Below are 24532 nucleotides of genomic sequence, written 5' to 3'. Positions count from 1 at the left end.
CGGAAAGGGAGGAACCATGATGCTCAAAGGGAAAACCATTGTAATTGGGGTCTGTGGAGGTATTGCCAGCTACAAGGCTGTCGGTTTGTGCAGCATGCTGGTCAAGGCCGGGGCGAAGGTGCAGGTCATGATGACGCAATCGGCAGCCAAATTTGTGACACCGTTTACGTTCCAGACGATCTCAAGACACCAGGTTTATACGGATACATTTGAGGAACAGGACGCGGCACGAATCTCCCATATCGATGTAGCGGATCACGCTGATCTGATCGTGATCGCACCCGCAACGGCTAACATGATCGGGAAAATGGCGCACGGACTTGCCGATGACATGATGAGTACGACACTGCTGGCCACGACGGCCCCTATTTGGGTATCCCCTGCCATGAACGTCCATATGCTGGCCCATGCTGCCGTACAGCACAACCTGGAAATCTTGCGTCAGCGCGGCGTTCGTATACTGGACCCTGCAGAAGGTCAGCTTGCCTGCGGTTATACCGGCAAAGGCAGACTGCCCGAGCCCGAAGACCTCTTTCAGGAAATCCAGTGCTATTTTCAGGCTGAACACAGCTGGCAGGGCAAACGGCTTCTCGTTACCGCAGGGGGTACGCGCGAGCGTATCGATCCGGTTCGGTATATTGGCAATGATTCCTCCGGCAAAATGGGCTATGCACTGGCAGAAGCGGCGGCTCGAAAAGGGGCGGACGTGGTATTGGTTTCTGCCAACGTGGCGATTCCGGCACCGGAAGGCGTACGTCTCGTTCAGGTGGAAACGGCTGAGCAGATGAGGTCTGCTGTCCTTCAGGAATTTGATCAGAGCCATGTGGTGATCAAGGCAGCCGCTGTGGCGGATTATCGGCCGATTCGGACTGAAACGAAGAAACGGAAAAAGCAACCGCTCGAACCGGGAGCGTCGCAGCAGACAGATGCGGATAACTGGACGATTGAATTGGTTCCAAACCCGGATATTCTGGCTGAACTGGGCGAACGGAGAACGCATCAGTTTATTATCGGATTTGCAGCGGAAACCCATGACCTGGCCCATTACGCGATGGACAAGCTGAGACGGAAAAAGTGCCAGTTGATGGTTGCGAACGATATATCGGCTGAGGGTGCAGGATTTCATGGGGATACGAATATCGTCAGTCTGTTTGATGACAACGGCTTGTTGATGGCGTTTCCGCAAATGACGAAGCGAGAGCTCGCTGATCGCATCTTGAGTGTAGCAGAGCAAAAGCTCCCGGGGTCATCCTCAGAGGTTCAGGGAGGGGAACGGGATGCGCTTCGCTGAAGTGATCGTAGACGTACCCGCCAAAGCAGTAAACCGTCCCTTTGACTATGCGATTCCGAGCGCATTGGAGGCTGTCGTGGAACCGGGGAGTCGGGTCGGGGTGCCGTTTGGAAAACGGGTCATTCAGGGGTTCGTAACGGCTGTGCGAGATACGAGCGAAGTACCCGCCAATCGGATCAAGGAACTCGTTCATGTGCTAGATCCCTATCCGGTGCTGACACCATCGCTGATTGAACTGACGGAATGGATGAGCAGCAAGTACATTTGTTCCCGAATTTCGTGCATGCAAGCTATGCTGCCAGGTGCGCTGAAAGCGAAATATGACCGCATGTTTGCCGTGCAAGATCAGGCGGGCCAAACGTGGATGGATACGCCCATGACCCAGTATGTGCGAGAAAAAGGCGAAGTGTCCTGGGATGAGCTGCATACGATGTTTCCAGATGAGGCAGCCGGCATTCGCAAGCTGCTCTCTGACGGCATCTTGATGGAGCGCACCCGTATGAAGGATCGCTTGCAAAAGAAAATGCAGCTCGTCGTGTATCCGCATCCCTCTTCCACGGTACTGGATAAGGCACTGGCGGATTGTCCACCGCAAGCGAAGAGACAGCGCGAACTGATTGCCTATTTTCTGGATCATCCCGAGCCGATTGTCCTCTCCGAACTGCTCGTGAAGCTGGAGATGAATGCGTCTACCGTGAAGCGTGTGTGTGAGTTGGGCTGTGCCGAGATGAAGGAAACGGAGATGCTGAGAGATCCGTATGCAGACCGGGACTTCGGACAGACAACCCCGCTCTCGTTAACGATCGAACAGCAGGAAGCCTATGATCGCATCGTGGATGCGCTCCATATGAATGAGCTGCACACCTTTCTATTGCATGGGGTAACCGGAAGCGGGAAAACTGAAATTTATTTGCAGTCCATCGCGACTTGCCTCGCCAGACAGCAGGAAGCGATTGTGCTCGTACCCGAAATCTCGCTGACGCCGCAAATGGTAGAGCGCTTCAAGGGGAGATTCGGCGATCGGGTCGCGGTATTGCATAGTCGTCTGTCCCAGGGAGAGCGATATGATGAATGGCGCAAGCTGAGACAAGGCCAGGCCCAGGTCGTGGTGGGTGCGCGCAGCGCCATCTTTGCCCCGCTGGAACGGCTGGGCCTGATTATCATTGATGAAGAGCACGAAAGCTCCTACAAGCAGGAGGAAACGCCCAGATACCACGCCAGAGACGCAGCGTTGCAACGCGCAAAGCTGGAAAAGGCGGTTGTGGTGCTCGGGTCTGCTACGCCTTCGTTGGAAACGTATGAAGCAGGTCTGAACGGTTCCCTGGAAACGATGACACTGCCTAATCGGGTAGGCGCAAGGCCGCTGCCGCGTGTCCATGTCATTGATATGCGGCATGAGCTGAAACAGGGCAATCGTTCCATGTTCAGCAGACCGCTGCATGAGGCGATTGTCAAAAGACTGGAGCGCAAGGAACAGATGGTGCTCATGCTGAATCGTCGAGGGTTTTCGACCTTTGTCATGTGCCGTTCCTGCGGTTATGTCGCCGAGTGCCCGCATTGTCAGATTTCCCTGACCTATCATCGTCATATTCAGCATATTCGCTGTCATTATTGCGGGTATACGGAACGGGAACTGGAGACATGTCCCAGCTGCCAAAGCCAGCATATCCGCTATTTCGGGACCGGGACACAACGGGTAGAGGAAGAATTGGTCAAGCTGTTTCCCGGTATTCGGGTCATACGGATGGATGTGGATACGACAACGGAAAAGGGGTCTCATGAAAAATGGCTGACGCAATTCGGCAGACAGCAAGCGGATGTGTTGCTGGGAACCCAAATGATTGCGAAAGGGCTGGATTTTCCGAATGTGACCCTGGTCGGTGTGATTGCTGCCGATACGATCTTGAACCTGCCGGATTTTCGCGGCGCGGAACGAACGTTTCAGTTACTGACTCAAGTTGCTGGCCGAGCGGGACGACATGAACTGCCGGGAGAGGTATTTGTCCAGAGCTATGCGCCTGAACATTATGCGATTGAGCTGGCAAGCCGACATCACTATCAGCCATTTGCCAACAAGGAGCTGGTGATGCGCAAGCTGAGGGATTACCCGCCTTACAAGCAGCTCGTGCTGTTTACGGTCTCCCATGAGATGGCGAACATCGCCATGAACTTTACAGAAAAGCTCGGCAAAGTACTGAAGGAGAAGCTGCACAGGCTCACGCGCGATTATGAAGTGATGGGACCGGTCGCTTCGCCGATTGCCAGGCTGAAGGATAGATATCGGTTTCAGTGCATGATAAAATATGCGAGAGATCTGTCTGTTACGGAAGTAATTGAACAGGCGCTGGAACAGTTGGAGGATGAAATCAAAAATCGTCAAGTACGGGTCACCACAGACGTGGACCCTTACATATTGATGTAGAGAAGCGTCGGAAAGTCGGATGGCGAACGATGCTTCATGATTAAAATGCAGATATTGAACCGATGAGAAAGGTGATGGCGAGATGGCGATACGAATCATTGCGTTGGACCCCGATCCAATACTGAGAGAGAGAAGCAAGGAAGTCACGAAGTTCAATGCGAACCTCCATAAATTGCTGAATGACATGGCGGAGACGATGTACGATGCGGAAGGCGTAGGTTTGGCTGCCCCGCAAATCAGTATCCTGAAACGGGTCATTGTGGTGGACCCGGGAGATGGCACCGGACTGATTGAAATGGTCAATCCGGAAATTACAGCCCGTGACGGCGAGCAGGTTGGACCGGAAGGCTGTCTGAGCATGCCAGGTCAAAATGGAGAAGTCAGACGTTATATGAACGTGACCGTCAACGGCATGGATCGGAACGGAGAGCCGTTTACGGTTGAAGCAGAAGGGTTCCTGGCCCGCATATTCCAGCACGAGATCGATCATCTGAACGGGGTTCTATTTAAGGATATTGCCTTGAGCATGTATGAAAGGGAATTGCCGAATGACTAAGCCAAATGCTGGAGATCGCATCGTCTTTATGGGTACGCCCGATTTCGCGGTTCCTTGTCTGAAGGGGCTGATGGAAGCCGGGTATCAAGTAGTGGGCGTGGTCACACAGCCTGACAGACCGAAAGGGAGAAAGCGGGTGTTGACACCGCCTCCTGTCAAGGAAGCTGCCCTGGCTTACCATCTGCCAGTCTTGCAGCCTGAGAAAATTCGCACGGCGTATGAAGAGGTGCTGGCGCTGGAGCCGGATTTGATCGTCACCGCAGCGTACGGACAGATTCTGCCTGTGTCCTTGCTTGAGCAGCCCAAACACGGGGCCATCAATGTGCATGCCTCGCTGCTGCCCGCTTATCGGGGGGCTGCGCCTATTCAGTATGCCATCATGAACGGGGATGAAGAAACAGGCGTCACGATCATGTACATGGAGCAGGGACTGGATACCGGAGATATGATCGCGAAGGTCGCCATGCCCATCCAAGCGGATGATGATGCTGGCACCCTGTTTGACAAATTAAGCGCAGCGGGCGCATCCCTCTTGCTCGAGACGCTGCCGCGGCTATTGGCTGGCGAGATCACAGCTGTCCCTCAAAACGATGAGGATGCTACCTATGCCCGAACTTTGAAGCGGGACGATGAACGTCTCGATTGGGAACGAAAATCGAAGCAGCTCCATGATCAGGTTCGTGCAATGTCTCCATGGCCGGGTGCCTTCACCACTTATCAGGGGGATGGCTTTAAAGTTTGGAAGACGCGTATGCCTGCCGCTTCCGAGATGGAGAATTGGCCATGGCAGCAGGCGCAGGTCGGCGAAGTGGTCGCAGCCAGCGCGGTTGGCATGGCTGTACGGACCGGCGATGGGGTCCTGGTGCTTGAAGAAATACAGCCTGCCGGCAAGAAACGAATGACGGTTCAGGCTTACCTCGCTGGCAAAGGCATACAAGTCGGGGAACGGTTTGGAGGGGTAGCGGAATGACACAACAAAAGAAAAGCAAATCCACTCGACGCGTCCCGAGAAACCAATCTGCCCGGGGACATGCATTGGATATTCTCATTGCCATTGAAGAACAGTCCGCATACAGCAATCTCATGCTCAACCAGGCCTTCCAGAAGCTTCAACTGGAGCAGCAGGACAAGGCATTGGTGACAGAGTTGGTGTACGGAACGATTCAGCGACAAAACACACTGGATCACTTTTTGACCCCGTTTGTAAAGAAAGGGCTTCACAAGCTGGATCGCTGGGTACACCTGCTGCTGCGTATGAGCGTCTATCAAATGGCCTATATGGATCGCATTCCCGCGCATGCCGTGGTCAATGAATCAGTTACCATTGCCAAGCAACGAGCTCATCAAGGGATATCGGGCATGGTAAACGGGGTTCTGCGCAGCATGCTTCGTACAGCGGATGCCTTCACCGTGCGTGAGGGACAAAACGCAATCGAGACGATGTCCTTGCAGCATGCCCATCCCGTGTGGATGATGGAACAATGGGTGAAGCAGTACGGGGAAGAGACAGCTGCACGGATCGCAGCGTCCAATCAACTTCCTCCGGCTGCTTCTTTGCGTGTGAACGAAATGAAAATGAAACGGACTGAGCTGATCGACATCTTGCAGGAACAAGGGTATACGGTTCGTCCTTCCCTCGTGCATCCGAGTGGTGTCGTCGTAGAAAGAGGCGGAAATCTGGCTGCGCATCCCCTTTTTCAAGAAGGCTGCTTCAGCATTCAGGATGAAAGCTCCATGGTGGTGGCAGAAGCGGTGGCACCGGAGCCAGGTATGACCGTACTCGACTGTTGCGCCGCACCAGGGGGCAAGTCTTCGCATATGGCAGAAAAGATGAAGGATCAGGGGCAATTGATTGCCAATGATCTCCATCCACACAAACAGAAGCTGATTCAGCAACAGGCCGATCGGCTCGGATTGCAATCCATTGAAGCCAAAGTTTCGGATGCCGCGCAGATTGATCAGGTGTATGAATCTGGTCAGTTCGATCGCATCCTGCTGGATGCACCGTGTTCGGGTCTTGGTGTCATTCGCAGAAAGCCTGATTTGAAGTGGAACAAGCAGGCAGAGGAAATGGCTCAGCTTCCAGCTCTTCAGCTTCAGCTCCTGGAGGCTGCTGCTGCGCTGCTTAAGCCGGATGGGCGACTGGTGTACAGCACCTGTACCATTGTAGAGCAGGAAAATGAAGGCGTCGTGCAGTCATTTTTGGACAAGCATCCTGAATATACATGGGATGAGCAGATGGTGGAGCGTCTGCCAGAGAGCATTCAGACGCTCGTTCAGGAGGATGCACCTGGGCGGGTACAGATTCTGCCGTATCATTTTCAGTCCGATGGCTTCTTTATAGCAAGCTTGCGTAGAACATGTTAGAATAAGTTCAATGCAAATGATCCATTTGCAAATTTTGGACAGGTTGTGAACAAATCGATGAAAGTAAAAACCGCAACAAAATCGTTTATATATGATCTCACGTTTGAAGGTCTGGAAAGCTGGCTAACGGAGCAAGGCGAACCGAAATTCCGAGCTTCCCAAATCTATGACTGGCTGTATGTCAAACGCGTCACCTCGTTTGATGCGATGAGCAACTTATCCAAGGGGCTCAGAGATAAACTGGAGGCCGCATACGAGTTTGTCAAGCTGGACGAGATTACGAAGCTGGAATCAAAGGACGGGACCGTCAAGTTTCTGTTTGGCCTGTATGACGGCAACGCCATTGAGACCGTACTGATGAAGCATAATTACGGCAACAGTGTATGTGTGACGACACAGGTAGGCTGCCGCATCGGGTGCACATTCTGTGCCTCCACGCTCGGTGGTTTGAAGCGGAACCTGAGCGCGGGCGAGATCGTGGCCCAGGTGGTGGAAGCGCAAAAGCATCTCGATCAGACGGGAGAACGCGTCAGCAGTATCGTCATCATGGGATCAGGCGAGCCGTTCGAGAACATGGATGCGACGATGGATTTTCTGAATGTTATGATTCATGGCAAGGGCCTGAATATCGGGCAGCGGCATATTACGGTGTCTACAAGCGGCATTGTTCCGAGTATTTATCGTTTTGCGGATGCGCAGACCCAGATTAATCTGGCGATCTCCATCCATGCCCCGAATGATGATCTTCGCTCCAAGCTGATGCCGGTTAACCGCCGGTTTCCGTTTGTCGATGTCATCGAGGCTTGCCACTATTATATTGAAAAAACAGGACGCAGAATTACATTCGAATATGCCCTGATCGGCGGTGTCAATGACCGACCGGAGCATGCCGAAGAAATGGCGCTTGTATTGAAGGAAATGCTCTGCCATGTGAACCTGATTCCCGTTAACCATGTGCCGGAGCGAGACTATGTACGAACGCCGAGAGAAGATATTTTTGAGTTCCAGCGTATTTTGCAGAAGCACGGGGTCAATACGACCATTCGCAGGGAGCAGGGCCACGATATTGCGGCAGCTTGCGGACAGCTTCGCGCAAAGCACATGGAGTCTGGTACGAGGTGATGGTGGGATGAGAACCGCGAACAGGTCAGATGTCGGGAAAGTGCGTCTGATCAATGAAGACCGAGCGTTTGTCGATGAGAATCTGAACGGGCTGACCCTGGCTATTGTCGCGGACGGTATGGGTGGACATCAGGCCGGGGACAAAGCCAGCGAGCTGGCAGTCCAGACGATTCAGCAGCAGTTGGCTGATCTGCACAGCGGCATGTCCAGAGACGAGATGGAACAGGCACTGCGCCGTGCGATTGACAAAGCCAATGAAACGATCTATGCCTACGCCCAGCAAAATGGGGAGTTGGCTGGAATGGGAACCACCATTGTGGTCGTCATCGTAGATGATGCTTCGTGGATGATTGCCCACATCGGAGACAGCAGAGCCTATAAGCTGTCCAGCGAAGATCTGGAACAGCTTACGGAGGATCATTCTCTCGTGAATGAGCTGTTGAAGCGAGGTCAGATCACCTCTGAGGAAGCTGAGCATCATCCGCGCAAACATGTTCTGATTCGTGCACTGGGGACGGATGAAACGGTCCATGCTGACGTATATTGGGGAACATGGCAAAACGATGAGATCATCCTCATTTGCTCCGATGGATTGAGCGGGCTTGTGGATGAAGCACAGATGAAACGGATTGTGCTGGCCGGAAGGGATTTGGAGCAAATCGCCGATCAGTTGGTTCAAGCCGCGCTCGATGCGGGCGGCGATGACAATATTACAGTTGTGCTGCTGAACAATCAGGACTCCGCAATGCAAGGGTATGCGGCTGAAATAACGGAGGTTGAATCATGATTGGACAAACGTTAAGCGGCCGTTATGAAATACTCGACCGGGTTGGCGGGGGCGGCATGGCGATCGTCTACAAGGCCCATGATGTGCTGCTTCATCGAAATGTAGCGGTGAAGGTATTGCGCTCGCAGTTCGTCCACGATGAAGATTTCATTCACCGGTTTCGTCGTGAGGCGCGTGCAGCGGCTTCATTGTCGCATCCTAATGTTGTCAGCATTTATGATGTCGGACAGCAGGAAGACATCCATTACATCATCATGGAATTTGTGGAAGGCGCAACGCTGAATGAACGAATCAAGGAACATGCACCGCTCCAGGTGGAAGAAGCGGTGCACATCGCCACGCAAATTTGCGATGCGCTGGAACACGCCCATCAGAATGAGATCATACACCGGGATATCAAGCCCCACAATATTTTGATCGGGCGCAATGGACGGGTAAAAGTGACCGATTTCGGAATTGCGCGGGCAGCCGCATCTTCTGATCTGACGCAGACTGGCTCCGTGCTCGGTTCCGTCCATTATTTTTCTCCCGAACAGGCGAAGGGTGTTGCACAGGGGGAAAAATCGGATCTGTATTCGCTAGGTATTGTCCTCTACCAAATGCTGACTAATCAATTGCCATTTCTCGGGGAAAGTCCGATTAGTGTCGCCTTGAAGCATTTGCAGGAGCCATTTGAAGACCCGCGCAGCCTCAACCCGATGATCCCGCAAAGTGTGGAGAACATCATGCTGAAGGCGCTGCGCAAAACGCCAGAAGAGCGATATACGTCTGCCCGTGAAATGCTGGATGATCTCACCTCCTGCCTGCAGGGCGATCGCAGGAATGAACCCAAGCTCCTGTTCCATGATGTGCCGGATGAAGAACAAACCATCGTCATGCCGGCGATTCGCAACTGGTCTCCAGATTCGGAGAATGAAGGGGAGACGGTGATTGCTACGCCGGATTCTCCTCCTCGGCGGGGAAAATCCGCAGTTGCAGCGGAAACGGCTGCTGTCGGCAAGCAAGCTGGCGATGCTCAGTCTGCTGCGACCAAGAAGAAAGCCGCATGGGTAAAGCCTGTACTGATCTCTTTCCTTACCCTTATTTTGCTTGTGCTCATGTGGTTTGGCGTCAAGGCAGTTCGTAACATGTTTACCGTACCGGAGGTTGAGGTGCCTACTGTAATCGGGATGACACTGGAAGAGGCGAAGCTGGAGCTGGAGAAGAACGGCTTGCAGGCCGATCCGATTGAACAGCAGTATTCGGATCAGTATGCAGAAGGCATTGTCATGGATCAGACAGAACGGAACATTACCGTACGCGAAGACAGCCCGATTGGGTTGACGGTGAGCCAGGGTGAGAAGCTGGAGGCCATGGAGCCGTATATCGGCAAAAAGTGGGAGGATGTCTCGGAGGAAATTGAAGCACTCGTTTCCTCGGATCGACAAATTACGCTTGAACAGGCATACAGTGACGCCACACCGGGAACCATTATTGATCAAACCCCGCGAGCCGGGGAGCGATTCAAACCGGAAAATGTACAGATGAAATTTGTGCTTAGTCAGGGACCTGAAACGTTCCCGATGCCGGATCTGGTCGGCAAAAAGGTCAGTGAAGCAGAGAGCATCATTTACAAAAATGATCTTGAGCTAGATGAGGATGCGATTCAGTACGAACCGGATTTCCAGGTGCCCAAGGATATCGTCATCCGTCAGTTTCCGTATGAGGCAGGAGAGCGGGTGGCGCCGGGCAGTCGAATCGACAAGCTCATCGTCAGCTCTGGATTGCCGGACGATGCCCTGGAGCCGAAGCAGCGCGTGGAGATCGATCCTGTCGAGGATGGCGAGCTGACTACCGTCAGAATTGTCATCAGCGATGCGAGAGGCAATGATAATGAAGTCGTCAATGAAGACATTACGAAAACGGATGCCTTCAACGTACAGCCGGTGGTCACGGAAGCGAAAAATGCGACCATTACCGTTTATCGCGATGATGTCTTCTATGAGAGCTGGACGATCACGTACAAAGACGCGAAGAAGCAAGGAAATAAAACACGTACATTGAAGAAGGAACAGCCTGAACCACAGGAAGAGCCTTCTGCGCAGCAGGAACCACCAGTGAATGAACAGCCATCTGAAGACGAAGAGGATGAGGAAGGCGAGGAAGAGAGCAGCGGCAACTCCTTGTCCAACCTGCTGGATGCGCTGAATTAACCCTGATAGCTAAATCCCTGATATCGATCACCTTATAACTTAATTCCATTGGAGGAAAGAATGCATGCCAACCGGACGAATTGTGAAGGCACTAAGCGGTTACTATTATGTACAGCCTGATGATGAAACCCAAGAAGAATGGATTACATGCCGGGCGAGAGGACTTTTCAAGAAAAAGGGCCTCTCCCCGCTTGTGGGGGATCAGGTGACGTATGAGCTCAGCAATGAGACAGAAGGTACGGTGACCGAAATCAAGCTGCCTCGCAAGTCTGAACTGGTGCGCCCTCCAATGGCCAATGCGGAAGTGGCGGTTCTGGTCTTCTCTGTGACCGAGCCGTCTCTCAATCTGCAACTGCTGGATAAATTTCTGGTACATATCGAAAGTGCAGGTCTCGATGCACTGATTTGCCTGACCAAGTCGGACTTGGCCAATGAGGAAGAACAGGCCTGTTACGAGCAGGCTGAGCAGCTGTATCGACAGATCGGCTATGATGTCTATGTGACAAGCAGCAAAGAAGGTACAGGCGTGGCGGCGATTCACCAAGCGCTGGAGGGCAAGATTGGGGTATTTGCCGGGCAGTCAGGTGTAGGCAAATCTTCGCTCCTGAACTGTCTGCTTCCGGGGCTCAATCTGGAGACCAATGCGATCAGCCAGAAGCTGGGTCGAGGCAAGCACACTACTCGGCATGTGGAGCTCATTCCACTGCCCGGACAAGCGTGGATGGCGGATACGCCGGGGTTCAGCCAGCTGGACTTCATGCAGGTGGAAGCGGAGGAACTCAGTGGCTGCTTTCCAGAATTTCGTGCGCTCGCTGCGTCCTGCAAGTTCAGAGGCTGCCAGCACAACGGTGAACCAAAATGCCAAGTGATGAATGCGGTGGAGCAGGGAGAGGTAAGTCGAAGCCGTTATGATCACTATCTATATTTCTTGCAAGAAATCAAAGACAAAAAACGGAGGTACTGAGTCATGACAATCAAAATTGCACCTTCGATTCTGTCCGCAGATTTTGCGAAGCTGGGATCGGAGATACAGGAAGTAGAGAAAGGGGGAGCGGACTGGATTCACGTCGATGTCATGGATGGCCATTTTGTTCCCAATATTTCAATCGGGCCTCTCATCGTCGATGCGATTCGCCCGCATACGAAGCTCCCTCTGGACGTTCATCTCATGATTACCGATCCGGAACGATATGTACATGCCTTTGCCGGTGCGGGAGCAGACGTGATTACGGTTCATGCGGAAGCCTCCGTTCATCTGCACCGTACGATTTATCAAATTAAGGAACTGGGCAAGAAAGCGGGCGTTTCCATTAACCCGGCAACCCCTGCTGAGCTGATCGAACCGATCATCGAGGATGTAGACCTGGTGCTGGTCATGACTGTCAATCCTGGATTTGGTGGGCAGAGCTTCATCCCGTCCACATTGAACAAAATTCGCAAAATTCGTGGATGGCTGCAAGAAAGAGGACGCACGAATACCCATATTGAAGTGGACGGCGGGATTCAGGCTGAAACAGCCAGACTGGTGACCGAGGCAGGAGCAGATGTGCTCGTGGCAGGAAGCGCGGTCTTCAACCATACAGACCGTGCCAAGGCGATTCAGGACATCCGAGACGGGGCACAGGCCAAGTATGTCTAGAGTGTGGAGTATCCTGCTGTACAGTATGGCCATATCGGCCTTGCTGGCTGCATTCTCTCTGATTCCGTCCTTATTCAAATATGTCTGTTCCATTGGCGCACTGCTGCTCGGTTTCCGTTTCTTCTCCATTCATGACGAATGGCGGGATCGGATCTGGTTTTTTGGTGCTTTTATCATTGGTTTCCTGCTATGGGTAAGCCTGTATGCGGCCCTGGCAATTGTCTTCGACTGGCCGCTGCCGGAAGGGGCAAGAATCGATAGCGGATTGGCAGGTTAGCCGACTGTGAGCGGCGCTGGGCCCTGTGCTGGCCCTGGGCTGTGAGCTGCGGGGTTTTCTTGGTCAAACGGAGCGATCCTGGAAAAGGGCAGCAGGGAAAATGGAATGAGAAGAGCCCTGAATGCATATAGATGGTTACAAGAGATGAGTTCTTGTAACCTTTTTTTGTGCCTGCCAAATCCCTTGCCATTCTGAAATGAGGCAAGAGGAAGGGGACACATGTGGATGGTGTATCGAATATACTGTGATGTCCGCATCGCATGGAACTTATGCTTAGGAGGGGTAAAAATGAAGTTCTACACGATCAAGCTTCCCAAATTTCTCGGTGGCATTGTGAAGGCGATCCTGAATACCTTTAACAAAAGCAGCTGATGCAACCTTTGCCTTTCACACATAGCAATGGAAAAGCACCGCCCTGCCTCCAACACATAGCCAAGAGAAAAAAGCACCAGGGAAGGTGCTTTTTGTCTATGCGCGGAAATTAAACGCGCTGTACTTTTCCGGATTTCAGTGCACGTGTACTTACATATACACGTTTAGGCTTTCCATCTACGAGGATACGAACCTTTTGCACGTTGACTCCCCATGTACGTTTGGATTTGTTATTCGCATGGGAAACGTTGTTTCCTTTGCGAGGACTTTTACCCGTAACATAGCACTTGCGAGACATTTTCGTCCACCTCCTATTCCAACAGAACACAACTATGCATGTTTCTCTACAAGATCACAAACACTTAGACTATCATATCACAAGCCAATTTTATTCGTCAACGCTCTCGTTAACCGTCCTGTCCTTGGCTGTCCTTGTCGACAAGGATTCCAATGATTCGAGATTACGCTTTTCTTCTCAAATTGATTATAGTAAAATGATGTATAGTCATTTTAATCTCTAAAAGGAGATGATAAAGGATGCCGATCGAACTCGTCAATGAAAGTGGAAAAATCCATGTATCCGATGAAGTCGTTGCGATATTGGCTGGTTCTGCCGCCATGGATTGCTACGGTCTCGTGGGCATGGCATCACGCAAACAAATCAAAGACGGCATCGCAGAAATGTTGGGTCGAGAAAACCTGACTCGCGGTGTAGAGGTACGCAGAGACAACAATGGTTTACATATTGATCTGTATACAATTGTGATGTACGGCACGAAAATATCCGAGGTGGCCCACAACATTCAGTCCAAGGTGAAGTATGAGCTCGAAGGAGTCGTTGGACTGCATGTCGATTCGGTGAACATTATCGTACAAGGGGTTCGCGTATCTCGTTAGGAAGGAGAATTTTCTTGAGTAAGCGCTTTATAAACGGTATGGATTTTGCAAACATGGTCTACTCAGCAGCCGATGTGCTGAAATCGCAGGTTGAAACGGTCAATGGCCTGAATGTCTTCCCTGTGCCAGACGGTGATACCGGGACCAACATGAATATGACACTGACTTCCGGTGTAGAGATGCTTAGACGCAAACAATCCGAACATCTCGGTCAGAATGCGGAGGCTCTTTCCAAGGGCCTTCTCATGGGTGCGCGCGGAAATTCCGGTGTTATTCTCTCCCAGTTGTTCAGAGGCTTTGCCAAAGGGGCCGCTGGTCTGGAGCAAATGGATGTCCATCAATTCGCTGCAGCGCTTCAAAGCGGAGTGGACATGGCCTATCAGGCGGTGGTGAAACCGGTAGAAGGGACGATCCTGACGGTATCCCGTGAAGCAGCCAAGCATGCCCAGCAAGCAGCCAAGCGCAACGCTGAGATGGAAGCCTTTATGGCCGATGTATTGGACAAGGCAAAAGAAGCACTGGCCAATACACCGAACCAGCTTCCGGTGTTGAAGCAGGTAGGTGTGGTCGATTCCGGAGGTCAAGGACTCGTATTTGTTTACGAGGGCTTCCTGGCTGTCCTTCGAAATGGGGCTTCGGTGCCTCATCAGGCGGATTTCGGGCGAACCAACTATTCCCCGATTGCGGTTCAGATTGATGAGCCTGTTGTATCCCGGGCCGCTCAGGAGCTGCAGGAAAGTGCGCAGGCAAAGCTGGCGACAGAGGACATTGAATTCTTGTATGATATGGAATTTTTCATTGATATTGCAGAACGGAAAGTGCCGGGAACGACATTTGACGAGGAAGGATTCCGCACGGAGTTAGCGAAGGACGGGGATTCCATCCTGGTTATTGTGGATGATGAGCAGGTGAAGGTGCATGTTCATTCACGCAAGCCCGGAGACGTATTTAACCTGGCAATGAAGTACGGCGAATTAAATCGGTTTCATATTGAGAACATGCGGGAACAGCATCGCAAGATCATCGATGAGCCTGCGAAGGGTGCAGCGGATTCCGCAAGTCCGGAGGCCTTTGTTGCGGAAACGTCAGACGTGGAAAAGAAGCCATTTGGCCTGGTTGCCGTTGCGGTGGGAGAAGGCATTACCGAAATCTTCAACAGCATTGGCGTAGACTATGTGCTCTCGGGCGGTCAAACGATGAACCCAAGCACAGAAGATATTTTGCAGGCGATTGAGCAGGTCGAAGCAGAGCATGTATTCATCTTGCCGAACAATTCCAACATTATTTTGGCTGCCCAGCAGGCCAAGGAAGTGTGCGAGACGACGGAAATCTCTGTGATTCCGACTAAAACGATTCCACAAGGCATGGCGGCTGCCATTGCGTTTCAGGAATCCGAATCAGCGGAAGTCAACGAGGACCTGATGATTCGGGCCACCAAACTGGTTCGTTCCGGTCAGATTACGCAATCGATTCGCGATACGACCATTGATGAAGTAGAGATTCACGAAGGGGATTATCTGGCCATCGTAGACGGCAAGATCACGGCTGCGAAGGCGGATCTCATGGAAGCCATCCAGCAGCTCGTCGCCAAGATGTTCGAGGAAGGCGACGAAGTGATGACCATTTTAACGGGCGCACAGGCAGACGAAGAGGCAACTTCCCAAATCATCGCCCATATCGAAACCGAGTACCCGGATGTAGAATTGGATGTACTGGAAGGTGGACAGCCACTGTATCCATATCTGTTTTCGGTTGAATAAGAGATGGAGGTGAGGGCATGAGTGTACGTATTGTGACAGACAGTACAGCTGATGTGCCGAAGAAGGTAAGGGAAGAATTAAGCATTCAGATGGTTCCACTGAAGGTTCATTTCAGTGAGGAAACGTACTTGGACGCGGTCACGATTCAGTCCGAAGAATTTTATGAGAAGCTGATTCAAGCGGCCAAGCTGCCTACAACCTCCCAACCGTCACCGATTGACTTCATGGAGACGTACAAGGCGATTTTGGCAGAGAGTGAAGAGACGCAAATCGTATCCATTCATCTCTCTTCTGCATTCAGCGGCACTTATCAATCTGCCGTATTGGCCCGCAACATGATGGATGAGCTGGCTGACCGGATTACCATCATCGATTCGAAATCGGCCTCTTACGGGTTCGGCATCCTGGTTGTGGCGGCGGCCAAAGCGGCCGAGAAGGGCATGCAAAAGGATGAGCTGATCCAATTTGTTGAAGAAATGAGACAGAACCGTCATCTGTACTTCATGGTAGATACCCTGGATTACCTGCAGAAGGGCGGACGTATTGGAAAGGCGGCAGCTGTCTTCGGTTCCCTGCTCAACATCAAGCCGATTCTCTCGATTGATGAAGAGGGGGAAGTCTGCTCGGTCGACAAGGTGCGCGGACAGAAAAAAGCCATCGGCCGCATCATGGAGATGATTAAGCAGGATCTCGGAAGTGATGAAGAAATCTCGGTGTTCTTGGCCGTCACCAATGAAATGGCCAATGCCGAGGCCATTGAGAAACAGTTCCAGGCAAACTTTAAGGTTCATGCCATATCCTATACGCATATCGGCCCTGTGATCGGTACCCATGTCGGTCCAGGAACCGTCGGCATTTTCGTTGTACCGTGCAGATATGCTGAATATTTATGACATTCCGGTTCAGCAAGTACAAGGAGTTGGTCCGCAAAAAGCGGAAGAACTGCAATCGTTAGGTATCCACAGCGTCGGGGATTTATTCGATTATTATCCATATCGATATGAAGACTATCGCATTCGTGATCTGGCTCAGGTGAAGAACGGGGAACGCATTACCGTGCAGGGGCGTGTATGCTCAGAAGCGCTCATTCAGCGTTTTGGCAAGAAAGCGCGCATTTCCTGCAAGGTGATGGTGGAAGAACTCGTCATTAAAGCAGTCTGGTTCAATCAGCTGTATATTAAGGATCGTCTGAAGCCAGGGACGGATGTTGTACTGACGGGAAAATGGGATCAGCACAGGCTGCAAATAACGGTATCGGTCTATGAGTTCTCCAGCGGAGCACATAGTCCCCGTACCGGAACCTTGCAGCCTGTTTATACGTTAAGCGGATCAATCTCACAGAAGTGGCTGCGAAAAATCATGGGACAAGCATTAAAGCAATACAGCAGCCATATTGCTGAAATTCTACCGGATCAAATCATTCGAAAAAGGAGCCTGATGGCACGCGCCCAAGGCATTCAGCTCATTCATGTGCCAGAGGATCATAAGGAAGGACAGGCTGCCCGCACACGGATTGCTTATGAGGAGCTGTTTTTGTTCCAGCTGAAACTGCAAGCTTTTCGTCAGTTGAATCGGGCACGGGCAGACGGGGTAGCCCACAAAATAGAAGCAGAGACGATTCGGCAGTTCGCGGAGACGTTACCCTTCACCCTGACAGAAAGTCAGAAGAAAGTGGTCAATGAAATCGTCAAGGATTTGCGCGCACCTTATTCCATGAATCGACTCGTGCAAGGAGATGTAGGCTCTGGTAAAACGGTCGTGGCGGCCATCGCGCTCTATGCGGTGGTGAAGTCAGGTCATCAGGGGGCCTTCATGGCACCGACGGAAATTCTGGCAGAGCAGCATGCCCGGACGTTGAAGCGGTGGTTCGAACCACTTGGGATCGAAGTCGCGTTGCTGTCCGGAGGTATGGCGGAACGAAAACGACGAGATTTGCTGGCCTCGCTCCAGTCCGGACTGACGGATATCGTAGTCGGGACGCATGCCCTCATTCAGGAGGATGTCTATTTCCGAAGCCTGAGTTTGGTGGTGACGGATGAACAGCATCGATTTGGTGTGAACCAGCGTGCGGTTCTTCGCAGGAAAGGGATGATGCCCGATGTGCTCTCCATGACGGCGACACCCATCCCGCGGACACTGGCGATCACGGCCTTCGGTGATCTGGATGTATCCACCATTCGCGAACGCCCGAAAGGACGCAAGCCCATTCAGACGTTCTGGGTGAAGGACGACATGCTGGATCGGGTATTGGAGTTCATCGAGAAGGAGCTGGCGCAGGGCAGACAGGCTTATGTCATTACGCCACTCATCGAGGAATCAGACAAGCTGGATGTCCAAAATGCGGTCGAACTGTATGAGCTGCTCAGTGCGCACTTTGACCAGTACAAGGTGGGACTGCTTCATGGTCGTTTGCCTTCCGATGAGAAAGATGCCACCATGCGGAAATTTTCGGAACGGGAGATCGAATTGCTCGTTTCCACCACGGTCATTGAGGTTGGGGTCGATGTACCCAATGCGACACTGATGATCGTGTACAATGCGGATCGCTTCGGCCTCTCACAGCTTCACCAGTTAAGGGGAAGAGTCGGAAGGGGCGCCCACCAATCTTACTGTATTCTGATCGCGAGTCCCCGTACGGAACAAGGCGTGGAACGAATGACCGTCATGACCGAAACCGAGGATGGATTCGAGATTGCGAGGCGTGATCTGGAACTGCGCGGGCCTGGAGACTTTTTCGGGACGAAGCAGAGCGGACTGCCGGAATTCAAGGTTGCCGATCTTACTCATGACTTCGAGCTGCTCGAATGGGCGCGGGATGATACGGCAGAACTTGTGGCCAAATCAGAATTCTGGACGGGTGTGGCGTATGCTTCTTTGCGCGACTTCCTGTACCGGGAGCAGATCTTTAACGGAGAAATCATCGATTGACGGTTCAATATCAGACACTTCCATCATAGGATAAGGCATGACGATGATGGAGGTGTCTTTTCTATGCCGCCGGTATATGAGAGATATGGAATCAGCAAGGAACTCGTGAGCAAGGCCAAGGCCAAGATGAAGAATCCGGTCGTGAAGAAGAAGGTGACCACGATTGTGGACGGGGTCACGAAACAGGAATTGCAGAGTCCAGCCAAAGTAAAAGCGATGCTGTCTCGCATCAGTCAGGCCATGTGCATGAAGCTGACCTCTCAGGAGCAGCAAGCCATTGTGAAATTTATCATCGATCAAAAAATCGATCCCAACAATACCTTTCATTTGTTGAAGCTGTGGGGAATGTTTCGCTGAATACTCCATCTCCCAACGGACATCCCGTTTCATCAGACGCAAAAACGGGTAAGGATAGGGTGAATCATTCACAGGCGGAATGCATACGCTACAAACACATCCCCCGTCATACGTGATACCGACGAATACCCCGAACCAGAAGGAATGGTGGGAAGAAACGGGATTGAAACGGGAAAGAAAGGGAAGAGAGGAGGCGATGATCATCGAATCCAGTACCATAGCGGTTCATTCCTCGAAAGAAAAGAACGCGAGTCCGTATCCATGGAAAGAGCTGGATGGTCCGTTGCGTTTTAGCCTTACCTTTGAAGCGAAGGACGGATCAACGGTTGTCTTGCGTCCGGCTCAGGAGCAGGATGCTACAGGTATCATCGAAGCCGCCAAAGTCATCGTGGCGGCAGGCCGATATATTGAGAAAGAAGACCTTCGCAGTCTGGATGAAGAAATCGAGCTCATTCGTTATAATCAGGAAAAGGATAACCTGTACATTGTCGCGGAAGTGGATGGCGAGATTGCGGGAATTGCCAGAGTGATGCGCGGCGAACTCAGCTTGACGAGCCATGTCGGTTTCCTGAGAATCTGGCTAGGTGAGAAAGCGCAAGGCAAAGGAATCGGCAAGCGCATGATGGCTTATGTCCTCGAATGGGGACGCCGAGCGCCGAACTTGCGCAAGATTACACTTCATGTATATGCGGGCAATGAAGTCGCTCATAAACTGTACCAGCGAATGGGATTTGTAGACGAAGGCGTACAGAAGGATCATGCGATCATTGATGGAGCCTATCAAGATGAATACATTATGGCATATTTCTATGAGGCTAGACCTCCTGCTGTGGATTGATCATGCAGGAGGCTTTTTTATTTTAGTTATCTTCAAGATCAATGATTTCACGAATATCTCTTATGTCCAGTGCATCAGCAATTTTTTCTATATGATCAAAGGAAATACGCTGTCTTTTGTTTTGTGATAGTTCACTCAGTGCAGCATGCCTGATATCGGTCATTCTGGACAGTTCTCTTATGGAAAGCCCTCTTTCTTTGATGACACCTTTTAATTTTACAATCACTTTCCTACCCATTATAAAACCTCCCGTATATGATAGATTGACTATACGCTTATACGTACCATATACTTATGGAAAAAGTGGTACGCATATACGTACCGATTGGAGGTTTTTGAGGATATATGTGTCATTCACTAATTAAAGAAAAGAAATTGAAACATGAACAGATCAAAATGTATGAATGTTGTATTAGCGCTATCTTAAAATATTATGAGGAACATGCAGAGACTCCGATCATTTTGGCAGAAGAGATGTTGATTGAGATACAGGGATTCATGAACGAATGCTATATCGATTTGGTATTGATTCGCCTGGAAGAAGCGGATCGGCAGTTACATACTTCAGGGGATTATGAGGAGATGGGATCATGAGGAGATGGGATCATGAGGAGTGGAAATCAGGTGAACACAGGTTCATGGGATGAGTGAATGAGGAATTCCTGATATAATCAAGGAAAATGGTTCGTTTGACTGTAAAGAGGTAGAGGGTATCGGTCACTCAGGCACTTTCGGTATATTTTTTGTAGAACAGATACACTAAATTTATTACTTTGGAGAAACCCATTTCTCACTTGAGGTTTACTATTATTGATTATGATCTGCTGCAAGTATTCACATTTACTCAAGAATATGAATGAAATAAAAATTGATTGCGAAAGAATGTTCGCATATGGTATTCTTATGTCAAAAGCATTCCCCCTGGGAATGCTTTTGACAGGGAGGAAGTAAAAATGAAGACCTTTAAAAATACTGATTTTGCTTTTATAAGAGAGAAAACAGGATATTCCGTTAAAGAATTAGCCCAGCTGTTTGGTAAAAGTGAACGTACCATTTATCGGTGGGAAAATGGAGAAACTATGCCTGAAGAGCCTCTGTTAAGAGAATTGAGGAGTATATATAATGTTCGTTCCGGAAAACGTGATGATAATGAATATAATTTCAAATTTATTGATCTTTTTGCAGGAATAGGAGGATTGCGTAAAGCATTTGAATCAATAGGTGGTAAATGCGTATTTACCAGTGAATGGGATTTGGCGTGCAGAAAGACTTATCAGGCTAACTATAAATGCGATCATCCGGTCAATGGGGATATACGTGAGGTCGATCTGGAAGAAATGCCTCATTATGATGTACTTGTTGCAGGTTTCCCCTGCCAGCCTTTTTCCATAGCAGGAGTATCCAAAAAAAAATCTCTTGGTCGACCACACGGTTTTCACGATGTAACACAGGGGACGCTTTTTTTTGACGTTGCCCAAATGATTGAACGGCACAGGCCCAAAGCATTTTTGCTTGAGAATGTGAAAAATCTGGTAAGTCATGATAAGGGAAACACCTTTAAAGTGATTCTGTCTACACTGAGAGAAGAACTTGGTTATCATGTTGATTTCAGAGTAATTGATGCAAAACCTTTTGTGCCTCAACATAGGGAACGTATTTTTATTGTAGGCTTTAGATCAGATGTTGGTTTTTCTTTTAAAGATCTGAATCTTCCATTGAATGGACCCAAATTGAGAACCATTCTCCATTCAGAAACTGGTTCAGAAGAAGCTGAACTACCATATACAGAGGGCCCGGAAGCAAAAGTGGCAAATAAATATACTTTAAGTGACAGGCTGTGGACATATTTGCAAAATTACGCAGAGAAACATCGAGCTAAAGGTAATGGATTTGGATTCGGTTTGTTTGGACCTGATGATGTAGCTCGTACTCTGTCAGCACGATACTACAAAGATGGTTCAGAAATTCTCATCAAACAAAAAGATAAAAATCCTCGAAGATTAACTCCTCGTGAGTGTGCCAGATTGATGGGTTTTGATAAACCAGGCAAGAAATTCGATATACCTGTTTCGGATACACAGGCATACAAGCAATTTGGAAATTCCGTAGCAGTACCAGTAGTGGAGGCTGTTGCATCTCATATGCTGCCTTATATTTTCAAAGCAATGAGACTGGTTGAGGAAGATAAGCAGCTGGAATTGCTTTTTGAGAAGGCTGAAGTATATGGTTGATATTGTATCACCTGAAACCAGAAGCCGTATGATGTCTGGTATCAAGAGTAAAGATACTCAGCCTGAAATGATTCTTAGACGAGGGCTTCACAAATTGGGATTCAGATATCGGCTTCATGAACGTGGTTTACCAAGCAAACCTGATATGATATTCCGAAAGTACAATGCTGTAATTTTCGCACATGGTTGTTTTTGGCATGGGCATTCCTGCCATCTTTTCAAATGGCCATCTTCAAATGAGGATTTTTGGCGGGCAAAGATTAACCGTAATATAGACATGGACAGGCGCAATATTTCTCAGCTTCAGGAAATGGGCTGGAGAACCGGGATTGTATGGGAATGTACACTAAAAGGAAAGTACCGGATTGATAGCGAAGAAGTTATAGAATTATGTGCCCAGTGGCTTCAAACAAGGGATATGACATCTATAGAGATTGGTGGGCAATGTTGAAATCCATCATGAGTGAAGGTGTTATACATGCAAAAAGGATTTTTGTCTCAATATTTTGAAAAGGTTGCTATAAAACGACTCACTGCAGTAGAGGTTAATACTGCTATTTCTAACCAGCATGAGCTTAATGGTAGCAAGTCACTTAAAACTTTATTTGGAAATGAACGAGTTTCATATCAGTCCAAATTTCTGTGGCTTGCAGGTGAAAGTGAAGGTATTTCTTGCGAAGGTCATTTGACGTGGTATGATGCTCGTGAAGCTCATCCTACCAGGTCTGAATACAGGCTATACTTTAAAAGTAATGAAATCATGGATCAGGCAAGAGAATCTGACATGTTAATTATTGCCAAAAGACAAAATGGTGAATTCTATATAATCATTGTTCCATACGGGAGCACTTTAGAAAATCAGTTACTATGGTTGTTTGGTATTGAGCAGGTCGGTTACAGTTTTAATCTTCAAGCTATTGAAAACGGACATAACCCGGAAGTGAATTTTGCGGTTCGTTATATACTTGAAGAATTGGACATTGAAATCGAAGAAACAGATAGTGGTTATCTGGATGAAATTCTTGAGCCTTTTTTTTCTACCGGATTTCCTAACACTTCTGTATTCTCCCAGTTGGCAAGACAAACTATGAGGGAAGTTTCTTCACGTGATGAACCAGATGAGACATTGTTAAAATGGATTGAGCATGAAGAAAAATTATTTAAACGTCTGGAACATCATATAGTGTCTCAGAGACTGCAAGCAGGATTTTGTACTGATGGTGATACTGATGTAGAGGGTTTTATCAAGTTTTCTCTTAGTGTTCAAAATAGAAGAAAATCCAGGATTGGTTATGCTCTTGAACATCACTTGGAAGAGATTTTCAAGGTTCACGAACTTAGATATTCACGTACTGCAGTGACAGAAAATAAATCAAAGCCTGACTTTTTATTCCCGGATATCAAAAGTTACAAGGATATGACATATCCTGAATCCAGGTTAACGATGTTAGGAGTAAAATCAACTTGTAAAGACAGATGGCGTCAGGTTCTTTCAGAGGCAAATCGCATAAATAAAAAGCATCTTTTTACACTTGAACCTGGTATAAGTGAGAATCAGACTGATGAAATGCAGGCTAAACATTTGCAACTGGTATTACCCAAACGTTTACACGAGACATATAAATCGACTCAACAAAGCTGGTTAATGGATTTGAAAACATTTATTCAATTGGCCAATAAACGTCAAAAGCTAATGTTCTAACAATTTTAGAGTGAGAGGTTGAATGAATATTCTCTCTTGTCACTATGCTGATATTTTGATTCTATTTATCAATAGCATAACGAGATCTTTGAAGTACACCTGAAATTCATTTTCTATAACGCTGGGGAAAGTGCGATTTGGACTTATTCAGGCTTCGAACGAGACAGCCTGGATTCGAAATCAACTTACCTATTTAATTTCTCATACCTCCGCATTTGTATACCATATAGAAAGACACAAAAAGGAGGGGTAGCCGTATGCTGTTGATCTGGATATTCATATTTGTCATCGGGATGTCGTTGTTATATGCCAATCGAGAAAAACAGGAAGAAATGTTGGCGCTAAAGTTAATTGGGTACTATTTATTAGGCAGTTTTCATGTGAATTTAGATGGACTTATTCTTCCAGTTGGTTTTCTGATTAGTTTGTTGCTTCGTCCGAGGGATAATCGTGCCATAAAAATGGGCGCTGCCATATTCGGACTGATCCTCATGATACTTGGATTTCTGTAAGCTGATTCGTTCACTCGGGCTTGTCACCGCATTTCAGTTCATAGAAATGCGGTTTTTCTTTGTGATTCCTTTCATTGTCTGCTTGTTTCATGATCTGCTCTAAAAAAATGAATGCGCTTACCCTTTTTCCAAAAAAGTTTGTGGTATACTAGTATTACCATGGGAAATAAAGGGCGGTACCCGTATCTGAAATGCCCGTGGATCATTGTACGGCAACGTGCAAACGTTTGACTACGATTCTGAAAAGGAGGTGAGACATGGATCATTTGTGATCGATGTCCA

25 protein-coding genes are annotated in these 24532 nt (G+C 49.2%); 23 read left to right on the top strand and 2 right to left on the bottom strand.

The annotated features are described in order from the left end of the window. The first annotated feature begins 19 nt into the window (after positions 1-19). From coaBC to spoVM, 12 genes are all read left to right on the top strand, one after another. Complete coding sequence (gene coaBC / locus ACFSUC_RS01115; RefSeq protein ID WP_379927540.1) at positions 20-1291, top strand: bifunctional phosphopantothenoylcysteine decarboxylase/phosphopantothenate--cysteine ligase CoaBC; 1272 nt, start codon at positions 20-22, stop codon at positions 1289-1291. Continuing rightward, complete coding sequence (gene priA / locus ACFSUC_RS01110) at positions 1278-3713, top strand: primosomal protein N' (protein ID WP_379927539.1); 2436 nt, start codon at positions 1278-1280, stop codon at positions 3711-3713. The genes coaBC and priA overlap by 14 nt, the downstream gene beginning before the upstream one ends. A gap of 82 nt (positions 3714-3795) precedes the next feature. Further along, positions 3796-4269 carry a peptide deformylase gene (def, locus tag ACFSUC_RS01105; protein WP_379927538.1) on the top strand — a complete coding sequence of 158 codons (474 nt, stop codon included), beginning with the start codon at positions 3796-3798 and terminating at the stop codon, positions 4267-4269. Then, complete coding sequence (gene fmt, locus ACFSUC_RS01100; protein ID WP_379927537.1) at positions 4262-5239, top strand: methionyl-tRNA formyltransferase; 978 nt, start codon at positions 4262-4264, stop codon at positions 5237-5239. Before def ends, fmt begins: the two co-directional genes overlap by 8 nt. After that, positions 5236-6636, top strand: a complete 1401-nt coding sequence (rsmB, locus tag ACFSUC_RS01095; protein ID WP_379927536.1) for a 16S rRNA (cytosine(967)-C(5))-methyltransferase RsmB — start codon at positions 5236-5238, stop codon at positions 6634-6636. Before fmt ends, rsmB begins: the two co-directional genes overlap by 4 nt. Positions 6637-6693: 57 nt before the next feature. After that, a complete protein-coding gene (gene rlmN, locus ACFSUC_RS01090; protein WP_379927535.1) occupies positions 6694-7758 on the top strand; it encodes a 23S rRNA (adenine(2503)-C(2))-methyltransferase RlmN in 1065 nt (354 codons plus the stop codon). Positions 7759-7765: 7 nt separating this feature from the next. After that, positions 7766-8545, top strand: a complete 780-nt coding sequence (locus ACFSUC_RS01085; protein WP_379927534.1) for a Stp1/IreP family PP2C-type Ser/Thr phosphatase — start codon at positions 7766-7768, stop codon at positions 8543-8545. Beyond that, positions 8542-10737, top strand: a complete 2196-nt coding sequence (pknB, locus tag ACFSUC_RS01080; protein WP_379927533.1) for a Stk1 family PASTA domain-containing Ser/Thr kinase — start codon at positions 8542-8544, stop codon at positions 10735-10737. The genes ACFSUC_RS01085 and pknB overlap by 4 nt, the downstream gene beginning before the upstream one ends. Positions 10738-10801: 64 nt before the next feature. Further along, entirely contained in the window at positions 10802-11701 is a 900-nt protein-coding gene (gene rsgA, locus ACFSUC_RS01075) for a ribosome small subunit-dependent GTPase A (protein WP_379927532.1), read from the top strand. A 3-nt stretch (positions 11702-11704) separates the two neighbouring features. After that, the gene (rpe, locus tag ACFSUC_RS01070) at positions 11705-12376 is read left to right on the top strand and encodes a ribulose-phosphate 3-epimerase (RefSeq protein WP_379927531.1); all 672 of its coding nucleotides are present in this window, start codon (positions 11705-11707) and stop codon (positions 12374-12376) included. After that, the gene (locus tag ACFSUC_RS01065) at positions 12369-12653 is read left to right on the top strand and encodes a hypothetical protein (RefSeq protein WP_379927530.1); all 285 of its coding nucleotides are present in this window, start codon (positions 12369-12371) and stop codon (positions 12651-12653) included. Before rpe ends, ACFSUC_RS01065 begins: the two co-directional genes overlap by 8 nt. A gap of 288 nt (positions 12654-12941) precedes the next feature. After that, a complete protein-coding gene (gene spoVM / locus ACFSUC_RS01060; RefSeq protein WP_379927651.1) occupies positions 12942-13025 on the top strand; it encodes a stage V sporulation protein SpoVM in 84 nt (27 codons plus the stop codon). Positions 13026-13134: 109 nt separating this feature from the next. On the opposite strand, the gene rpmB is transcribed toward spoVM, so the two are convergent. Next, positions 13135-13323 carry a 50S ribosomal protein L28 gene (gene rpmB, locus ACFSUC_RS01055; RefSeq protein WP_379927529.1) on the bottom strand — a complete coding sequence of 63 codons (189 nt, stop codon included), beginning with the start codon at positions 13321-13323 and terminating at the stop codon, positions 13135-13137. 239 nt (positions 13324-13562) lie between these two features. On the opposite strand from rpmB, the gene ACFSUC_RS01050 reads away from it, so the two are divergent. The 6 genes from ACFSUC_RS01050 to ACFSUC_RS01025 all read left to right on the top strand — a co-directional run bounded on the left by ACFSUC_RS01050 (position 13563) and on the right by ACFSUC_RS01025 (position 19805). Continuing rightward, positions 13563-13922 (top strand): Asp23/Gls24 family envelope stress response protein, encoded by a 360-nt coding sequence (locus ACFSUC_RS01050; RefSeq protein WP_379927528.1) that lies wholly within the window; start codon positions 13563-13565, stop codon positions 13920-13922. Positions 13923-13936: 14 nt separating this feature from the next. Next, positions 13937-15682 carry a DAK2 domain-containing protein gene (locus ACFSUC_RS01045; protein ID WP_379927527.1) on the top strand — a complete coding sequence of 582 codons (1746 nt, stop codon included), beginning with the start codon at positions 13937-13939 and terminating at the stop codon, positions 15680-15682. 17 nt (positions 15683-15699) lie between these two features. Beyond that, the gene (locus tag ACFSUC_RS01040; protein ID WP_379927526.1) at positions 15700-16575 is read left to right on the top strand and encodes a DegV family protein; all 876 of its coding nucleotides are present in this window, start codon (positions 15700-15702) and stop codon (positions 16573-16575) included. Further along, positions 16514-18610, top strand: a complete 2097-nt coding sequence (recG, locus tag ACFSUC_RS01035) for an ATP-dependent DNA helicase RecG (RefSeq protein WP_379927525.1) — start codon at positions 16514-16516, stop codon at positions 18608-18610. Before ACFSUC_RS01040 ends, recG begins: the two co-directional genes overlap by 62 nt. A 63-nt stretch (positions 18611-18673) precedes the next feature. Then, positions 18674-18967, top strand: a complete 294-nt coding sequence (locus ACFSUC_RS01030) for a stage VI sporulation protein F (protein ID WP_379927524.1) — start codon at positions 18674-18676, stop codon at positions 18965-18967. A 163-nt stretch (positions 18968-19130) separates the two neighbouring features. Beyond that, complete coding sequence (locus ACFSUC_RS01025; RefSeq protein WP_379927523.1) at positions 19131-19805, top strand: GNAT family N-acetyltransferase; 675 nt, start codon at positions 19131-19133, stop codon at positions 19803-19805. A 22-nt stretch (positions 19806-19827) separates the two neighbouring features. Here ACFSUC_RS01025 and ACFSUC_RS01020 read toward each other — a convergent pair whose 3' ends face one another. Continuing rightward, positions 19828-20043 carry a helix-turn-helix domain-containing protein gene (locus ACFSUC_RS01020; RefSeq protein ID WP_379927522.1) on the bottom strand — a complete coding sequence of 72 codons (216 nt, stop codon included), beginning with the start codon at positions 20041-20043 and terminating at the stop codon, positions 19828-19830. A gap of 107 nt (positions 20044-20150) precedes the next feature. Between ACFSUC_RS01020 and ACFSUC_RS01015 the strand changes: the two genes are divergently transcribed. From ACFSUC_RS01015 to ACFSUC_RS00995, 5 genes are all read left to right on the top strand, one after another. Further along, complete coding sequence (locus ACFSUC_RS01015; protein ID WP_379927521.1) at positions 20151-20399, top strand: hypothetical protein; 249 nt, start codon at positions 20151-20153, stop codon at positions 20397-20399. A 359-nt stretch (positions 20400-20758) separates the two neighbouring features. Next, positions 20759-22036 (top strand): DNA (cytosine-5-)-methyltransferase, encoded by a 1278-nt coding sequence (gene dcm / locus ACFSUC_RS01010; protein WP_379927520.1) that lies wholly within the window; start codon positions 20759-20761, stop codon positions 22034-22036. Beyond that, positions 22029-22487 (top strand): very short patch repair endonuclease, encoded by a 459-nt coding sequence (locus ACFSUC_RS01005; RefSeq protein WP_379927519.1) that lies wholly within the window; start codon positions 22029-22031, stop codon positions 22485-22487. Before dcm ends, ACFSUC_RS01005 begins: the two co-directional genes overlap by 8 nt. Before the next feature lie 27 nt (positions 22488-22514). Then, entirely contained in the window at positions 22515-23738 is a 1224-nt protein-coding gene (locus tag ACFSUC_RS01000; protein ID WP_379927518.1) for a type II restriction endonuclease, read from the top strand. Between the two features lie 257 nt (positions 23739-23995). Continuing rightward, entirely contained in the window at positions 23996-24250 is a 255-nt protein-coding gene (locus ACFSUC_RS00995; protein WP_379927517.1) for a hypothetical protein, read from the top strand. Positions 24251-24532 lie beyond the last annotated feature (282 nt).

Source organism: Marinicrinis sediminis (genome assembly GCF_042685085.1).
Lineage (GTDB): Bacteria > Bacillota > Bacilli > Paenibacillales > KCTC-33676 > Marinicrinis > Marinicrinis sediminis.
Note: the sequence above shows the minus strand (reverse complement) of the source record. Positions and strands in the feature narration are given on the sequence as shown.

Excerpts from the sequence above, each read along its gene's own strand:
- ACFSUC_RS01005 (WP_379927519.1), top strand. The coding sequence starts at position 22,029 with ATGGTTGATATTGTATCACCTGAAACCAGAAGCCGTATGATGTCTGGT.
- ACFSUC_RS00995 (WP_379927517.1), top strand. The coding sequence starts at position 23,996 with ATGCTGTTGATCTGGATATTCATATTTGTCATCGGGATGTCGTTGTTA.
- ACFSUC_RS01015 (WP_379927521.1), top strand. The coding sequence starts at position 20,151 with ATGTGTCATTCACTAATTAAAGAAAAGAAATTGAAACATGAACAGATC.
- dcm (WP_379927520.1), top strand. The coding sequence starts at position 20,759 with ATGAAGACCTTTAAAAATACTGATTTTGCTTTTATAAGAGAGAAAACA.
- ACFSUC_RS01030 (WP_379927524.1), top strand. The coding sequence starts at position 18,674 with ATGCCGCCGGTATATGAGAGATATGGAATCAGCAAGGAACTCGTGAGC.
- ACFSUC_RS01085 (WP_379927534.1), top strand. The coding sequence starts at position 7,766 with ATGAGAACCGCGAACAGGTCAGATGTCGGGAAAGTGCGTCTGATCAAT.
- ACFSUC_RS01050 (WP_379927528.1), top strand. The coding sequence starts at position 13,563 with ATGCCGATCGAACTCGTCAATGAAAGTGGAAAAATCCATGTATCCGAT.
- def (WP_379927538.1), top strand. The coding sequence starts at position 3,796 with ATGGCGATACGAATCATTGCGTTGGACCCCGATCCAATACTGAGAGAG.
- priA (WP_379927539.1), top strand. The coding sequence starts at position 1,278 with ATGCGCTTCGCTGAAGTGATCGTAGACGTACCCGCCAAAGCAGTAAAC.
- spoVM (WP_379927651.1), top strand. The coding sequence starts at position 12,942 with ATGAAGTTCTACACGATCAAGCTTCCCAAATTTCTCGGTGGCATTGTG.
- ACFSUC_RS01040 (WP_379927526.1), top strand. The coding sequence starts at position 15,700 with ATGAGTGTACGTATTGTGACAGACAGTACAGCTGATGTGCCGAAGAAG.
- ACFSUC_RS01020 (WP_379927522.1), bottom strand. The coding sequence starts at position 20,043 with ATGGGTAGGAAAGTGATTGTAAAATTAAAAGGTGTCATCAAAGAAAGA.
- rsmB (WP_379927536.1), top strand. The coding sequence starts at position 5,236 with ATGACACAACAAAAGAAAAGCAAATCCACTCGACGCGTCCCGAGAAAC.
- rpmB (WP_379927529.1), bottom strand. The coding sequence starts at position 13,323 with ATGTCTCGCAAGTGCTATGTTACGGGTAAAAGTCCTCGCAAAGGAAAC.
- rlmN (WP_379927535.1), top strand. The coding sequence starts at position 6,694 with ATGAAAGTAAAAACCGCAACAAAATCGTTTATATATGATCTCACGTTT.
- ACFSUC_RS01065 (WP_379927530.1), top strand. The coding sequence starts at position 12,369 with ATGTCTAGAGTGTGGAGTATCCTGCTGTACAGTATGGCCATATCGGCC.
- ACFSUC_RS01000 (WP_379927518.1), top strand. The coding sequence starts at position 22,515 with ATGCAAAAAGGATTTTTGTCTCAATATTTTGAAAAGGTTGCTATAAAA.
- coaBC (WP_379927540.1), top strand. The coding sequence starts at position 20 with ATGCTCAAAGGGAAAACCATTGTAATTGGGGTCTGTGGAGGTATTGCC.
- rpe (WP_379927531.1), top strand. The coding sequence starts at position 11,705 with ATGACAATCAAAATTGCACCTTCGATTCTGTCCGCAGATTTTGCGAAG.
- recG (WP_379927525.1), top strand. The coding sequence starts at position 16,514 with ATGTCGGTCCAGGAACCGTCGGCATTTTCGTTGTACCGTGCAGATATG.
- fmt (WP_379927537.1), top strand. The coding sequence starts at position 4,262 with ATGACTAAGCCAAATGCTGGAGATCGCATCGTCTTTATGGGTACGCCC.
- rsgA (WP_379927532.1), top strand. The coding sequence starts at position 10,802 with ATGCCAACCGGACGAATTGTGAAGGCACTAAGCGGTTACTATTATGTA.
- pknB (WP_379927533.1), top strand. The coding sequence starts at position 8,542 with ATGATTGGACAAACGTTAAGCGGCCGTTATGAAATACTCGACCGGGTT.